This is a genomic window from Thalassoglobus polymorphus (genome assembly GCF_007744255.1).
Classification (GTDB): domain Bacteria; phylum Planctomycetota; class Planctomycetia; order Planctomycetales; family Planctomycetaceae; genus Thalassoglobus; species Thalassoglobus polymorphus.
Window position 1 is genome coordinate 1,273,219 of record NZ_CP036267.1, and the last position, 15,207, is coordinate 1,288,425.

10 protein-coding genes are annotated in these 15,207 nt (G+C 50.6%); 2 read left to right on the plus strand and 8 right to left on the minus strand.

Annotated elements, in window-relative coordinates; genetic code table 11:
• Window positions 1-2 precede the first annotated feature (2 nt).
• The gene (locus Mal48_RS04750; RefSeq protein WP_145196639.1) at window positions 3-776 is read left to right on the plus strand and encodes a CPBP family intramembrane glutamic endopeptidase; all 774 of its coding nucleotides are present in this window, start codon (window positions 3-5) and stop codon (window positions 774-776) included.
• Here the strand turns inward: Mal48_RS04750 and fdhF are convergent.
• The 8 genes from fdhF to Mal48_RS04790 all read right to left on the minus strand — a co-directional run bounded on the left by fdhF (window position 765) and on the right by Mal48_RS04790 (window position 13,688).
• Window positions 765-3,692 (minus strand): formate dehydrogenase subunit alpha, encoded by a 2,928-nt coding sequence (gene fdhF, locus Mal48_RS04755; RefSeq protein WP_197442058.1) that lies wholly within the window; start codon window positions 3,690-3,692, stop codon window positions 765-767. The genes Mal48_RS04750 and fdhF overlap by 12 nt on opposite strands.
• On the minus strand, window positions 3,682-5,328 hold the full coding sequence (locus Mal48_RS04760) for an NADH-ubiquinone oxidoreductase-F iron-sulfur binding region domain-containing protein (RefSeq protein ID WP_145196641.1): 1,647 nt from the start codon (window positions 5,326-5,328) through the stop codon (window positions 3,682-3,684). Before Mal48_RS04760 ends, fdhF begins: the two co-directional genes overlap by 11 nt.
• Entirely contained in the window at window positions 5,325-6,683 is a 1,359-nt protein-coding gene (locus Mal48_RS04765) for an outer membrane protein assembly factor BamB family protein (protein ID WP_231739917.1), read from the minus strand. The genes Mal48_RS04760 and Mal48_RS04765 overlap by 4 nt, the downstream gene beginning before the upstream one ends.
• 44 nt (window positions 6,684-6,727) lie before the next feature.
• On the minus strand, window positions 6,728-6,985 hold the full coding sequence (locus Mal48_RS04770; protein WP_145196643.1) for a ribosomal protein L7/L12: 258 nt from the start codon (window positions 6,983-6,985) through the stop codon (window positions 6,728-6,730).
• Between the two features lie 116 nt (window positions 6,986-7,101).
• Window positions 7,102-10,374, minus strand: a complete 3,273-nt coding sequence (locus tag Mal48_RS04775) for a hypothetical protein (protein ID WP_145196645.1) — start codon at window positions 10,372-10,374, stop codon at window positions 7,102-7,104.
• Between the two features lie 384 nt (window positions 10,375-10,758).
• Window positions 10,759-11,838, minus strand: a complete 1,080-nt coding sequence (locus Mal48_RS04780) for an LOG family protein (RefSeq protein ID WP_145196647.1) — start codon at window positions 11,836-11,838, stop codon at window positions 10,759-10,761.
• A 134-nt stretch (window positions 11,839-11,972) separates the two neighbouring features.
• Complete coding sequence (locus Mal48_RS04785; RefSeq protein ID WP_145196649.1) at window positions 11,973-12,338, minus strand: STAS domain-containing protein; 366 nt, start codon at window positions 12,336-12,338, stop codon at window positions 11,973-11,975.
• A 105-nt stretch (window positions 12,339-12,443) separates the two neighbouring features.
• Window positions 12,444-13,688, minus strand: a complete 1,245-nt coding sequence (locus tag Mal48_RS04790) for a HEAT repeat domain-containing protein (protein WP_145196651.1) — start codon at window positions 13,686-13,688, stop codon at window positions 12,444-12,446.
• 453 nt (window positions 13,689-14,141) lie between these two features.
• Here Mal48_RS04790 and Mal48_RS04795 point away from each other — a divergent pair, with 453 nt between their 5' ends.
• Entirely contained in the window at window positions 14,142-15,074 is a 933-nt protein-coding gene (locus tag Mal48_RS04795) for a histone deacetylase family protein (RefSeq protein WP_145196653.1), read from the plus strand.
• Window positions 15,075-15,207 lie beyond the last annotated feature (133 nt).

Here is a 15,207-nt window from a genome sequence, read left to right on the forward strand (position 1 = left end):
AAATGGACCATCATCGACATCACGATCGACATCACGGCGTGACTTCAACGAATGAATCGAGATCAGGCGAACTCGCAGCTCTCGGTTTTGCGATCTGCTTTCCGAGCATCTTGACCTTTGCTTACTTTGTCTTGTTTGCAGGCCACCCAGTGAGTGCTCCGGTTTACGGGATCGGGAAGGTGATCCAGTTTGGATTTCCAGCGGTTTGGGTGTTTCTTGTTCTGCGAGAGAAAATCCCGCGAATGGGTCTGAAACTCTCAGGCGAAAAGAATTATTGGTTGCGACTTGGTGCTGGATTCGGGCTCGCCGTTTCCGGATTAATGATTGCCCTGGCACTTTTCTGGCTGAAACCGAGCGGCTTTCTTGATGCTCCAGTCATTGCAATTCAGGGAAAGATTGCAGACATGAGGGTCGACTCACTCTCTGCCTACGTGGTGGTCAGTGTTTTCTATTGCGTGTGCCATTCACTACTTGAAGAATATTACTGGCGATGGTTTGTGTTCAAACGATTGCAAACGTTCGTCTCGATTCCGGTTGCGATTCTGGTCTCAAGCTTGGGGTTCATGGCCCATCATGTGATTGTCTTGGCGATGTTCTTCGGTTGGTCATCACCTGCGACGTATCTCTTTTCATTGTGTATCGCTGTCGGTGGAGCAGTCTGGGCATGGATGTATGAGCGGAGCGGGGCGATTTATGCACCCTGGCTGAGCCATGCTCTCGTCGACGCCGGAATATTTCTGCTGGGATATCTGCTCGCTGGAGAGTTATTGATGTGAGGCTTCAGTCGCTTTTGCAGCCGATTCAATCCTCACCGCACAGAACTTGAACTCAGGGATTTTACCGTAGGGGTCAAGCTCATCGATGGTGAGAATGTTTGCAGAGGCTTCTCGAAAGTGGAAAGGGATAAAGATCGTGCCTTCTTCAACGGAATAGTCGCTGCGCACTTGAAGTTCGATCTCGCCTCGTCGTGAGGCGACGCGAATCAGCTCGCCATCTTCAAGTTGATAATTTGCAAGGTCTTCAGGATTCAAGGCGGCAAAGGCGACCGGCTCGATGGCATCGAGCGCATCGCTACGACGGGTCATGCTCCCGGTGTGCCAATGTTCTAAAACACGACCGGTTGTGAGAACCAATGGATAGTCTTCGTCAGGAAGTTCCTTCGCTGGCAGAAAACGACACGGAACGAACTGAGCCCGCTTGTTTGGTGTCGGGAATCCATCGCCAAACAAAATTTGCTCCCCGTCGCTGTTTTCAGCATCCTCGCAGGGCCACAATTTTCCGGTTGAGCCGAGTGCCTGATGGCTGAGTTTGGCATAGCTCTCTGTCAGCGATGCAAACTCGTCGAAGACACTGGAGACGTCTTCATAGTCCATCGGCAGCCCCATCCGTCTGGCAATTTCGCAAATGATCTCCCAGTCGACCCGTGCTTCTCCGGGAGAGTCGAGGACTTTTCGGCCGAGTTGAACGCGTCGGTCGGTGTTGGTGTACGTTCCTGTTTTCTCGAAGAAACTGCTCGCGGGCAAAATGACGTCCGCGAATTCTGCGGTTTCAGTCAGGAAGATGTCCTGCACAACGAGGAAGTCGAGTGAGGAAAGTCCTTTGCGGACTTTATTTGCGTTGGGGTCCGAGAGAAATGGATTCTCTCCCATGATGTACATCCCACGGATTGATCTTGCCAGGGCCCCCCTCATAATTTCGACGACGGTCAGACCTGGATTTGGATCGAGTTGCACACCCCAGGATCGTTCAAATTTGCTACGAATTTCGTCATTGGTGACTGATTGATAGTCAGGGAAAACCATCGGGATCAGTCCGGCGTCGCTCGCACCCTGTACGTTGTTCTGTCCACGTAATGGATGAAGTCCAGAGCCGGGCTTGCCGATGTTTCCGGTCAGAAGGCACAGCGAAATCAGACAACGCGCGTTGTCAGTCCCGTGTGTATGCTGAGAAATTCCCATTCCCCAAAAGATGAGCATACTGCCGGACTTTCCGTTGGGAGTTGCTTCTCCGATCGTTTGGGCTATCGCTTCTATTTGTTCCGGTTCGATACCACAAATTTGCGAGGCCGCTTCTGGTGACCACTCATTCAGAACGAGTTGTTTCAGGTCCTCGAACCCTTCGGTGAACTCGTCGATGTATTCATTGTCGATCAGGCCATCCCGGATCAAACAGTGCATCACACCGTTGTAGAAAGCGACGTCACTTCCCGGATTGATTTGAGCGAAATGGGTCGCATATCTCGTTAAGTCGTGATCACGTGGATCGACAATGATCAATTTTGTCCCGTGATCAACCGCTGCTTTCATGAAGGTCGCTGCGACGGGATGATTCGCCGTCGCATTTGATCCGGTGATTAAACAGACCGCTGAGTTTTCGACATCTGCAAAAACGTTGGTGACAGCCCCAGAACCGATCGTTTCCATCAAGGCAGCGACCGAGGATGCATGACACAATCTTGTGCAATGATCAACATTGTTGGTTCCGAAGCCAGCGCGAATCAACTTCTGAAACAGATAGGCCTCTTCATTCGAACACTTCGCTGATCCGAAACCTGCCAAGGCATTGTTGCCATGTTCGGATCGAATCGCAGTCAGTTTCGAAGCAACAAGATCAAGAGCTTCTTCCCACGTCGCTTCGCGAAAGGCTGCGTAGACATTTTCGTCAGTTACGATTCCGCCCGGTTTCTTTTTCTTCCCGGACAGCGAAGATTTCACTTCGGCAGAGAGCGGACCTTTGGGATAGTTTTCTTCTCGGCGAATCAACGGTTTGGTGAGTCGCTGCGGGTGCATGGTGTAGTCCCAGCCGTAGCGTCCTTTGACGCATAAGCGTCCATGATTCACCGGGCTCTCTCGACCGTCCGCTTTCACAATCGAGTTGCCTTGCTTCTGATAAGTGATTGAGCAACCGACGCCACAATACGGACAAACGCTGTCAATGTTTGTGATCGGTAAGGCGTTATCGAAAGCTGATTTTGTGTTGGCTTTATGTGAGAGGGCATCTGTCGGGCAGGCAGCAGCGCACTCTCCGCAAGAGACGCACGTGCTTTCGCCCATGGGGGTGTTGAGGTCAAAAGAAATCTGTGCGGTGTACCCTTTCCCCGACCGGCTCATCACATCATTTGACTGAATTTCGTCGCAAGCTCGAATGCAGCGATCGCACATAATGCAAGCTTGATGATCGACAAAGATGACCGGTGAACTCGCATCGTGTGGGCGTGGCTGAGATAAACGCGAATGCTGGTCCGTTTTTTGATTCAGTTCACGAAACAGGTTCAGAGTTTCGTCCTGTGCAATTCCATCTTCATCAACCAGTTCGAATTTGATTCCCAGGTCCGTCAGCAAATTCGCCTTCGGGAGGTATTCATTCTCTTTGGCTTGTGTCTGCTCGTAATCGCTGAGCAATAACGACGTGAGCATCCGTCGATGTTTTTTGACCTTGTCGCTGTCGGTCTGGACTTCAAGGTCAGATTCACATTCGCGCATACAGGAAGGGGCAAGCGTGCGACCACCGACGTCGACGACACACATTCGGCAAACGCCGACTGGGTCCATCTTTTCAGAGTGACACAAGACCGGAATGTCGATCCCCTGATCGCGGGCTGCTTCCCAAAGAGTTGTCCCTGGGGTAACAGAGACCTGCTGCCCATCAATGGTCAGTTTGATTGAGGTCGTGGTGTCCATATCAGTTGCCATGGCTGGGAATTTCCTCCGGGAACTGTTTCAGCATCGAAATAACAGGTGCCAATGCGACTTGTCCTAATCCGCAAATGGATGTTTCCTCAAGCGTTTCGTGGAGTTCGTCCAGAACTTGCAATTGCGATGCGGCGTATTCCCCATTGAAAACACTTTCCAAAATCGCGACTCCTTTCTCACTACCAACTCGGCAGGGAACGCACTTCCCGCAAGATTCATTTCGGAAGAATCGGGTGATGTTTGTCGCGATGTCGTACAAATTTCGATCTTCATCGAAAATCATAATTGCTCCCGTTCCAAGCATGCTGCCCACTTTTTTGACTGCCGGGAAATCGATCGGTGTCTCCAGAAATTCCGGTTTCAAAAAGAGAGAACTGGCACCTCCGGGGAGGAAGGCTTTCACCGATTTGTTGTCGCGAACGCCTCCGGCCATCTCGATGACAGTGGCGAATGTTGTCCCCATTGGAACTTCGAAGACTCCCGGACTTTTGACATCACCAGAAATGCAGACAAACTTCACACCTTCGAATTCTCCAATGCCCTGATCTGCCCACCACTGCGGACCGTTCCCAATAATAGACGGGGCCACGGCAAATGTTTCCACGTTGTTAATCAGAGTTGGTTTTCCCCACAACCCAAACTGACCGGGGTAGGGAGGTTTGTTTCGGGGCTCGCCTCGTTTGTCTTCGAGTGCCTCAAGCAGTGCAGTCTCTTCCCCAAGGATATACCCCCCTGGTGACGTAAAGACTTCTACTTCGAAACGCTTTCCAGACTCAGCCGCATTCTCGCCGAGGAGTCCTTGTTTGTAAGCGTCCTCAAGGGCCTGTTTGAGAATGGCTTCTTCCGGGCCGTATTCATGTCGAATATAAATAATGCCTGACTCTGCACCGATCGTCAGGCCAGCAAGCAGCATTCCTTCGATGATCAAGTGGGGAGCATGGCGGATTATTTCCCGGTCCTTGAACGTTCCCGGTTCACTTTCGTCGGCATTGCAGATGACGTATTTCGTTTCCGCCTGTTCTTTTGTGACAAGTTCCCATTTCAGACCGGTTGGAAATCCTGCTCCTCCACGACCTGTGAGGTTCGTTCCTTTTAGAAGCTCAATGCAAGTTTGTGAAAGATCCTTTTCAGAGCCGACCAACTCTTTGACGACTCGATACCGTTCGTCGATCGATTGATAGAGGTCAGACTTCCACTTCGACGTTAACGGGCTCGCGTCAGCAGATTCTCCGTGAGACCCATTGTGGGGAGCAGTGTTCCCTAAAGCTGTCTTTACTTCAATGTCGTTCAGTGTACGTGGTGCGATCGGATTATCATTGACGGCCACAGCGGGGGCCGCATCACAGCGACCAAGGCAGGAGACTTCGCGCAATTCGTAGTCGACATTCTGTTGATTGAGCGTGTTCAAAAGAACCTGTCTCGAAGCAGAGTTCTCTGCCATTTGGCAACAGGCATCGCGGCAAACATCGATCGTGAATTGTTTCGGGGCTTCTCGACGGAACGCTGGATAGAACGAAACCAACTCTTCTAATCGATAGAGCGGGATCTTCTGGTTCCGGGAAATCTCTCGTAGATTTTCATCGCTGAGGTATCCCCGTTCGTGCTGTTGTTCCATCAATTGGCGAAGTAATTTCACTGATTCTTCTCCGCGACTCTGTTTTCACCGATGCAATACAAGTGCTTCAACCCTCGAATGTAAATGCGGCCGTTGGCGATTGCCGGTGACGCGCGACACTCTTCTCCAATCCCATTCACCGCGACAATGTTCGGCTCATCACCCGGCTTCACAATGGTCGTTCTGCCGTCATCATCAAGAAAGTAAACGAGTCCATTTGCAGCGACAAGCGATGTACTGAAATGCCGTCCCAAGCGGTCTCGCCAAAGCCTGTCACCTGTTTTCGTGTCGAAGCAATTTGCGATGCCGTGATCATCTGCCACGAACAGATAATCCCCAACCACAACAGGGGAGGGGACATAGCATTTCGCGTTTGTCTTATGCCAGACAACGTGAGTGTCGGTGACGTTCCCTTCTCCAGTGGGGTCGATCGCCATCACGTGGTAGGTCGGAAAGCCTGCGCACAGGTAGAACTTCTTACCATCGTAAACCATCGAGGAGACGAACTGCTCGGTCGGGCCATCGATTTTCCAATGTTGCTCGCCCGTTTCTGGATCGTAGCTGGCAACGTGCGAACTCCCTGAGAACACCATTTGAGTGCGCCCGTCGATCTCACGGATCAGGGGTGTCACGTAACTACGAGTTTTGTTGTCGCGATCCACTTTCCAGCTTGTTGCTCCGGTCTTCTTATCGAGGGCGACAAGATAAGATTCTCCGTCATGATCGCCGTTGACGATGATTTTGTCTTTGTAAAGAACAGGGCAACTGCAGAATCCATGGACGCTGACGAACTTCCCCGGCTTCGCTTTCCAAACGGCTCGCCCATGAAAGTCGTACGCAGCCACAACAATCTCTCCCGGCGTGACAGGCCGGGCTTTACCCACGTTTCGGGCATCAACAGTTTTTCCGTCAACTTCGAGGAACGTCACATAGACATGCTTTCCATCCGTCGCGGGGGTTCCTGAGGAATGGCTGTTGAACTTGTGGAGAGTTTCCAGCGGAGACTTCACAACCGTAGTCTTCCAGAGAATCTTTCCGTTGATTCGATCCAGGCAAAACAGGACTCGCTCCTGAGTCTCCTTTATGCAGGAGGTGAGAAATATTCGGTCCTCCCAGACAATCGGCGATGAGTATCCATCGCCAGAGATGTCGGTTTTCCAAAGAAGATTTTTCCCATCGCCGTCCCATTCGGTTGGGATGCGATTGTCGGGACTCAGCCCATCGCCAGTCGGTCCCCGCCATCCGGGCCAGTTCTCGGCAGTTACAAATGAGGCAGATGCTAAAAGAGCCACTACCAGAGGAACGACACTCAAACTGAGTCGACAAAGCATTTTGAATCTCACGATCACCGCTTCCATCTTGAATTGCCGTGTCATCTTTATGGCCGTTTCAGGTCATCGATTGTGACATCTTCACTCATTCACGAAACCATTCCAACGTAAGTCAACATTACCAGAATTGAAAATGCAACCATCGCTGTCCCGCATCCCACTTTGGAAGTCTGAATTGCATCGGGATCTTCTTCCAAAAGTTGAGCTGTGAGTCGATCGATGAACTCTTTCGATTCTTTCAGCCCTTGGCCAGTATACTCACGATATGATTTTATCGCCTGGATTTTTTTCCCAGACTTGATTGCATCGAGAATTTCCTGGCGTTGTTCATCATTGAGATCAGTCATCGTGTCTCCTGAATTAGGGCAGTTTGCTCTTCCATGTGCCTGTGAAGAACGCGTTTCACCAGCGAAGTTACTGTTCGCCACGAGGCAGGACTGCTACACCTTTTATCAAAACCGCTCTAGTTGCTTGAATCGCCCCGCTCGGGTAGTGCGGGAGTGGGGGGCAGATTCTTTTTTGTGTCCTGTTGAGTACTTGTGTCGGGTTTCATTTCTGGAGCGGGCTTCTTCTCGGGCGCGGGTTCCTTCTCCGGTTGTTTTGTAGACATGCTCTGCTCAATAGCTGCAGCTTCTTCTTCTTCGTCCGGAACGAACATCCCATCCCAGATCGGAATCTTCTGGCTGGGTGGCTCAAGTTCGTATTCCTCTCCAGTGATGAGGGAGAGATACAGGACAACAAGGCTCCTCATCGAAAACTCAGGATGAACATCGTAGATAGTTTGCAAAACATCCTTGGCTGCCTGGAGGTTTCCTTGATCGATGCGAATCAATGCCTGCTGCAATTTGAGGTTCGCCCAACGTTCAGGGAAATCGCGGAGTGCGGAAAAGTGCGTCATTAACGACAGTCCCGACCAGATATCAATCACAGGATAGGCTTCGGCAAAACCGGGGGGCTGATGAAGGATCGACCGCAAATTTTGCTCATTCAATGTGAGTGCCTGTTCGCCGAACAACTCGGCCGCTCGCGGACGTTGGTTCGCTACCGCGTTTGCCAGTGCCGTTGTCGTACGCCATTGTGAAACGAAAGACGCGTTCTGAGCGCCTGATTGAGCAACAAGACTCTCCAGTCCTTCCAATTCTTCCCAGGCTTCTTCTGTTCGCCCGTTCCTGAGCAGGAGTGTCGCGTGCATCAATTGCAATCCGGGATTGCTGGCGACGACGGTTTTATCTTCATCCAGAATCGAGAGCGCCAAGGCTGGACAGCGGTTTTGAAGTGCCAGCGCTGCGAGTTGTGGGATTTCCACTGACTTCTCGCGTGCTTCAGCAACTTTTTTCTCGACGTCTGCCACAGTTGTTTCGATCTGCTCCAGAATCTGTTTTCCCTGTTCGAGGACGGCTTCGTCTTGACCATCGCTCTCGACAATCAATTGTCCGTAGAGTTCGGAGTATTTCGCAGCGACCGCTTCGGCTGTGTCAAGACTTTGTTGATTGAGCAAAATAAAGAACAGGCGCTTCAGGTCGTCCCGAGCATTTCCACTGGCTTTCGCAGCATGAAACGCATAGCAAATGGCTTGTTGAACTCTGAATTGAATTGGGTAGTTCACACCATACAGTGACAGAAATCTCTGTTCGGCATCTTGGAGAAATCCTTGTCCATCGATCATTACACGGTAGGCATAAGGGTCATCAGGAGTTTTGAATAATCCTTCCGATGCTCCTCGAATAGCAAGTTGAGAAATCGCCATGCCTTGCTCGAGTGCCAGGGTTGTTTGCAGCCGTTGAGCAATTGCGATGTAGTGCCGAGCGAGCTGAATATCGTTCGACATCACCTTTAATTTTTGAATCAGCCATTTGTCGTATTCCGAGGTCGCCCGTGGCCATAGCGGTCCTGTTTCAGTCACGACCTTGCTTTTCTCGTCCAGCCTGTAGGCCTGTTCGACAAACTGCGAAGCGATGTTCTCTTCGATAAATGCGATCACTTTCGGATCATCCAGGTCACCCCGGGTGAAGACTGCTCCTGATGCACCGAACCCGGTCATTGGCCAGGCTCGCGTTCCAACCAGTTTCATGAATGGGCTGTATGCCGGGGTCTCTCCCCATAGTCGCAGAACGAGTGAATGAATTTTGTTGTTTGCAAATTCGTCTTGCCACGAAACGGTCTCTTCTTTTGTCGTTTTTGCATCCGCCTCAGGATTGGCTGGTGCAAACAGACTGGCACGAATTTGGCGATGGATTTTAGTGAAATCTGTTTGTCCATTAGCAAACAATCCGTGGCGAGAGTCGAGATATGGTTTGAGGTCTAACCATATCAACATATCACCTTGGTCAGCCCGGACATTGAAAACTCGTCCTTCGTACGCACCTTTGATCAGATCCTGCTCGGTGCTTTCGAGACGATTCTTGAGACGTGGGTCAAGCCCCATGCCAATGCGACGACCTTGTGGTCCGGTGAGAGCTCCATTGATGGTTGCATAGGCCACGAGAAAGAATGAAACCACAGTCACCGCACGCCCGGCACGAGCAATGAAGACGGAAGTTCCTTTGATTTCGAAGTCGTTTTTGAATTTGTTTCGATACCAGTCTTGCCCTTGTAGCGTCGCGACAACGCAATTGATGATGGCAGCATACGGAACCAATTCTCCAAAGTAGAACGACAATCCATTGATCATCATCCAGGCAAATGTGAGCGCCCAGTCAAAGCGTGCGGCGTTCAAAAATAAACTGATGAACGAAAGCCCCAGTAAGACCGCCGCAGCAATCGGGAAAATATCTGGAGAGGCCCAGAACTCGGGGGACATCATCGAGAAGGCATAACGGGGAAACAGCTCGCCCGAAAGCCCTTCGAGCTGAGCCTGCGTCGCGTTTGAAATGGTGTTTTGATAACCGAGTACAGGCTGAACCGGCCAGGGTGAAAGAAGCACACCTGCAATCAGTGCGGCGATTCCGATGGTGAATTGCCGTTTCGTCGCAGTCCGTTTCACAGCATGAACAAGTAAAACGATCAGCATGAACAAAAGCCCCACCCAGACGCGCGTATCCATATTCGCCCAAAAAACGAAGAGTATCGGAAGTCCCCAAAGGACGGATGAGTCTGGTGTTTCTCGCCACCGATGCAGCAAGTACAACAACAGCGAGAACCCGAGAATCGTGACCGATGATTCTCCAGGTTGAACTGCAGGGTAGACAGCAATGATCGCCAGCACTGCACAAATCGAAGCCCACCATGTCGAGACGTTTTTGTAAGTGATTTTCGAAAGAAACCAGAAGCAGACGCCTAGCTTGAACGCAGTGAGAATCGAAAGCGCCCGAAACCCGCCGATGCTTTCAACGGTTCCTAATACAATATCTGCCAGCCAGTGCAGATTCGTCCAACTTTGCCCTTCAGTCGCAATCGCAAAGGGATCAGTCCGTGGAGGAAGGAACCCGTTCGAAGTCGCGAACTGCCCGCTTTTCACTTGAACAAGAACCGGTGTTTCGGTGATGTAGCAACATCCGAAAAGGACTGCGAGCAGAATGGCAGCCCAGCGAAGCATAAAGTCGCCTCGGACACATTCATCTTCGAACAGTTCCGGAGTCAATTCGACCCATTCCGGGAGCGGTTCGTCCTCGATCGGAGTCATCGAGACGTCTGCAACAGGTTTTTCGCGAGATTTGGAATCGTCCGTTGGAAACGTGGACTCAGGTGAACTCTCTGATGGAGTCGAAGAAGAATTTTGATCGGGGTCTTCGATCACAGCAGGTTCCTTGAATGAAAGATTTCATAAAAAAGAGAGAATAAATCAATTTATGGAACCACTCTAGGACTCAACCCGCAAGAGGGTCAAGCGGCAGGCAGAAAGAGAGTCAGAACTTCACGAAACCCATTCAGAGATTGAGTTTAGAGCATCTTTCGAATTGGTTTGCAGGTTCTGCCTTGTGGCGAGCAACATTTCCATTAGGGAGATGTGTTCTTCACGGGCACACGGTCGATCAAATTGACCTAAAACGACGCCTGGAATGCGGTCCAAACCGAACCCATCACCCTGAATTCTGGGCTCCAGTCCCTTGTCGAGCAAAGGACGAGAGGTGATGGTTTGGAGATCGGTGAAGTCGCAAAATACAGGTTTCCGAACAGGGCTTTAATCATCCGGTGACCAAGTCACTGCACAGGCATCAAAAGAGTCATTGATGCAGTCGACCATTTGTCGCAGTCGCCCCATGTCTCGTCGATTAAAGTTGAAGGCTAAGCGTGGCATGTGCGCCAGGTGCTCTTCGTCAGCTTCCTGCGGATGTGCGTCGACACGCTCGATAATTCCACTGGAGATGATATCTGCAAAGTTGGTATTGAGTTCTTCAAGCAGTTCTTCGGTCGGCTCGAAATGCAGGCGAAAATAGAGTTTGTCTTTGACGTATCGCATGCTGTGGTACACGCAATAGAAGTTCATGATTTCATCGAAAGCTTCGTCGATACTGTCTGTGATTTTATAGAGCGAATGGTCAGCTGGTGAGATGAGTCCATTCTTCTCCAGTTGTTTGATGATGAATTGTTGCCAGTCCTTCCAGTAACTTCCGCCTGGCTCATCGACGAGGACAATCGGCATCAATTCACGTTTTCCGGTTTGTATGAGCGTGAGGGTTTCGAAACATTCGTCTTGGGTTCCAAAACCTCCTGGGAACAATGCGACAGCATGGACCTCTTTCACGAACATCAACTTGCGGGTGAAGAAATACTTCAAGTTGACGAGTTTTTCATCATTGCTGATGACGTAGTTGGATTCCTGTTCGAAGGGAAGCATGATGTTCAGCCCCATCGACATTTTGCGACCCGCACCAACGTGGGCCCCTTCCATGATCCCTCCGCCGGCACCTGTCACGACATACCAGCCTGCGTCGGCAAAGCGTTTTCCAAAGGCTAAAGAGGCCTGATATGCCGGGTGATCCGGGCTGGTTCGAGCAGAACCGAATACGGTGACTTTCCGGTCTCTTCGATAGGGCGTGAAGACCTTGAAGGCGTAGCGAAGCTCACGGAGTGCGCGAGAGACAATTTTCAGGTCCCCACGAGTCGCACGGTCTCGCGCGAACTTGTCGGCAGTCTCCTTGATCTCTTCGACTAATCGAGAAGTCCGCTCGGTTGTTGGATCGTGTTCTGTAACAAGTGGATGATCTTCGGAGACATCTGTTCGCGCAAGCCGAGCTTTGCGATTTTGATCTTGTGACATTGAGAAATCCTTTTCCTGTTTGTGACTTCTAGAGCTGTTTGCTCTACCGTGTGCCCGTCAAGAACGCGTTTTATCAATAAAATTGCTGTTCGCTACGAGGCAGAACCTGCACACCAATTCGAAAGAGGCCCTAGCTATGCCCCGATCGCCTCGAGCGCTTCCTCACGTGTGTTGTAGATCGCCCAGAGTGTATCGAGTGCCGTGATATGTAATAAGTCTTTGGCGAGATCGTGAAGGCCGCAGATCACCATCACTCCGCCGCATGTTTTGACGAGTTTATGACAGCGAATCAGTAACGCTAAAAAGACAGACCCGAAGTATTTGACCTGAGACATGTCAAAGACAACCATCGGGGCTTTTTGCTGACGTATCGGATCGAGCACGATCTCAGCAGCGTGTTCAACAATGTCCCAGTTCAATTCCTCCACAGCCCCTGTGGCGATCACAACAAGTGCGTCACCGTGCCATTCCAGGCTGATCATATTCGGGTCAGGCGCCATTACAAGAGTCCATTCTGCTAACTGCCAAGTGGTGACCGCGAAAGGGTGGGGGCAATCGAGGGAACGCATTAATGATTTCGTTCCCGTGACCGTCTCGCAAGCTGCTTATTCAGGCAGTGGTTTACTCTTTGGGGTAACTTTTCGGTCTGTCGGCTTGTTTGTTTTGGTCCAGTCTGCCAGCGATTTCAAGGCAGCATCCGGGATTGGGCCAGGGTTTTCCGATTCAACAATCGATTTGATGATGGGCATGATCTGGGAAAATGCATCGTTCACGTAATTAGCACTTCCTCCCAGTCCTCCACGCTTGACCTGATAAAGCAGTCCCCAGTTGTTCTCCGCCTCCGATTGCAGCTCTGGACGGAACGAAATATAGACACGCGAGAAGTAAGTTCGCCATTGCGGTCCCTTGGGATTCTTTTTGTCTTTGTTGAATTCCGCTGAGAGCCTGAGTGTTAACTGGCAAATTTCGTGAGTAATCAGTTGGACATTCGTCGAGCCGGTGAATGGCAAGCGGGAAATACTGAGAGCGGCCTGTGTGCGGACAATCAATTGTTCTTCAGGGTTTGAGAGCACCTCAAGAATCGCGTCAATCACAATCGGATTGTTGTTGATATCCCCGATGCGGTCCACAAATCCTAACGCATCAACGAGTCGATATCGGAGCCACCAGACTTCATCAGCTGAGCCCGGAGGAACAGATTTCAAAGCCGTTGTCAAAGCAATCGCAATATCTGAACGATTCGCAGTTGTTAGCGTGTTATTGACCGCGTCCCGACAAACACGAGCCAACCCACGAGCTGCAATCACCTTGCACTCGGGCAGTTGTGTTGTATCTCCCAGAATGTCAATTAAGACTTTGTGAACCGGAACGTACGGAAGTGCTGGAGTTCTTGACTGAAAGTTTGCAGGTTCGATACTCAATTCGGTCAGCATCATCACTGCATTCGTACGCACAATGGCGCTGGGATGGTTCAGAATCTTCGGAACCTCTTTGAGGATCTCATCCATCAGAATGGCCCTGGCTTCTGGCCGATTACTTGATGAGAGAATGTCGGTGTTCAGTCGAGTCGTGACATCTTTGGGGATCGACTGACGGACATCTTCATGAGTCATCCGCGAAAGATAGAAGTACGCAATTTTGTAGACTTCGTTTCGCTGACTCGTGTTCAGGTTGTTCTGTTTGAGAAATTGAACGATCCTGATTTTCTGTCGCTGAAATTGATTCGCTTCCTTCTCGTCCATATACCATGACGGCTTTTGCCATTGAACGGCGGAAGGAGCTGCAGCTTTTTCAGCGGCGGGCGGTGGGGCAGCGGGATTATCCCCACTCTCTCCCTTGTCGTCTGCCAATAGGTTGAGATTCCCACTGCACACACACATTGTTGTGAGAAGAACCGTGAACGTAGTGATAAAACTCTGACGAGTCAGTGGAAACACTCGGCTTCCCCCACATCTGTATATTGTTGGATTTTCCCGCGAGCGCGGGACCGATCAACGAAGTTTATTGAGTCCGAAATGGTACACGACTTGAGCAGACTTTCGAAGTGAGCCCGACATAATGGATTCAGAAAACAAAATCTTCCTCCATGGAATTTGAAAGAAGGAAGTGTTTTGCCTCATCGTGCAAGCTTAAACTAGCATCGGCGAAAAGCCGGTGTCAAGTTGTTTGTTCTTATCGCTTCTGGCTTTACGTCGTTATGTTTGATGGGTTTCTAGCTGTCACACTGATTCTGACTTTCGATTACAATGTAACAATGTCTCCAGTGATGCCTGTCAAATCGTCTAATGACACGGAGTGTAACAATGACAACGGTCCTGACATCCGCAGAATTCGAAAAACATCAAACTGGTCAACATCCAGAAAATCCGCATCGAATTCGTGTTCTCAGGGAAATGCTTGACTCCTTCCCGAAGCATGAACGACTGAAGTTCGCCGGAGTTGAACAGGCTGAAAAGCGAGCTATTACTGCAGTTCATCCTCTGGACCATCTTCAGAATGTCCAAAACGTCGCTCAAGCTGGAGGCGGTCGACTCGATGCAGATACAGTCGTCAGCCCTGATTCTTATCGAGTTGCGACTCTTGCTGCCGGAACTGTTTGTAAAGCGGTTCAACTTGTCCTGACCGGAAAGGACCCGCAAGCTCTCTGTTTGATCCGACCACCGGGACACCATGCGGTCCCGGATCATGCGATGGGGTTTTGTCTGTTTAACAATGTTGCGATCGCTGCTCGATACGCTCAGCAGGAATGTGACGTTTCCAATATTTTGATTGTCGACTGGGATGTCCATCACGGGAACGGAACACAAGACGTGTTTTACGATGACGAAACAGTCACCTTCTTTTCCATACACCGCTTTCCCTTTTACCCCGGTTCCGGTGACAGCGATGAAACAGGGCGGGGCAAGGGGTTGGGAAAGACTTTCAACGAACCGGTTCCCTTCGGGACATCGCGAAAGGCCTACCTCGACCGTTTTGAAAAAACGTTGACGAAGGCTGCCGAAGTTTCAAAGCCAGAGCTGATCTTGCTCAGCGCCGGCTTTGACGCACATCGTCTCGATCCGATTGGCTCGCTGGGGCTCGAAACTGAAGACTTCGCAACGCTCACAAACATGGTGCTCGATGTTGCTCAAACACACAGTCAGGGGCGTTTAGTCAGTATGCTTGAAGGTGGCTACCACCCTGAAGCCCTGGCAGCTTCGGTCAAGGTCCACCTCGAAGAATTACTGGGCGACTGAGACAGGTCTGATAATGAATGATTGATGTTTGATGAAGGGGCTCAAGTCTTGCGAATGGTCAATGTGTGCTTCGCGGATTTTCATTTCGAGGTTGATGCCGTCTTCGTACGCCGGGTCTTCGAATTCGGCGAAC

Excerpts from the sequence above, each read along its gene's own strand:
- Mal48_RS04785 (WP_145196649.1), bottom strand. The coding sequence starts at position 12,338 with ATGGCGCCTGACCCGAATATGATCAGCCTGGAATGGCACGGTGACGCA.
- Mal48_RS04765 (WP_231739917.1), bottom strand. The coding sequence starts at position 6,683 with ATGACACGGCAATTCAAGATGGAAGCGGTGATCGTGAGATTCAAAATG.
- fdhF (WP_197442058.1), bottom strand. The coding sequence starts at position 3,692 with ATGGCAACTGATATGGACACCACGACCTCAATCAAACTGACCATTGAT.
- Mal48_RS04750 (WP_145196639.1), top strand. The coding sequence starts at position 3 with ATGGACCATCATCGACATCACGATCGACATCACGGCGTGACTTCAACG.
- Mal48_RS04795 (WP_145196653.1), top strand. The coding sequence starts at position 14,142 with ATGACAACGGTCCTGACATCCGCAGAATTCGAAAAACATCAAACTGGT.
- Mal48_RS04770 (WP_145196643.1), bottom strand. The coding sequence starts at position 6,985 with ATGACTGATCTCAATGATGAACAACGCCAGGAAATTCTCGATGCAATC.
- Mal48_RS04780 (WP_145196647.1), bottom strand. The coding sequence starts at position 11,838 with ATGTCACAAGATCAAAATCGCAAAGCTCGGCTTGCGCGAACAGATGTC.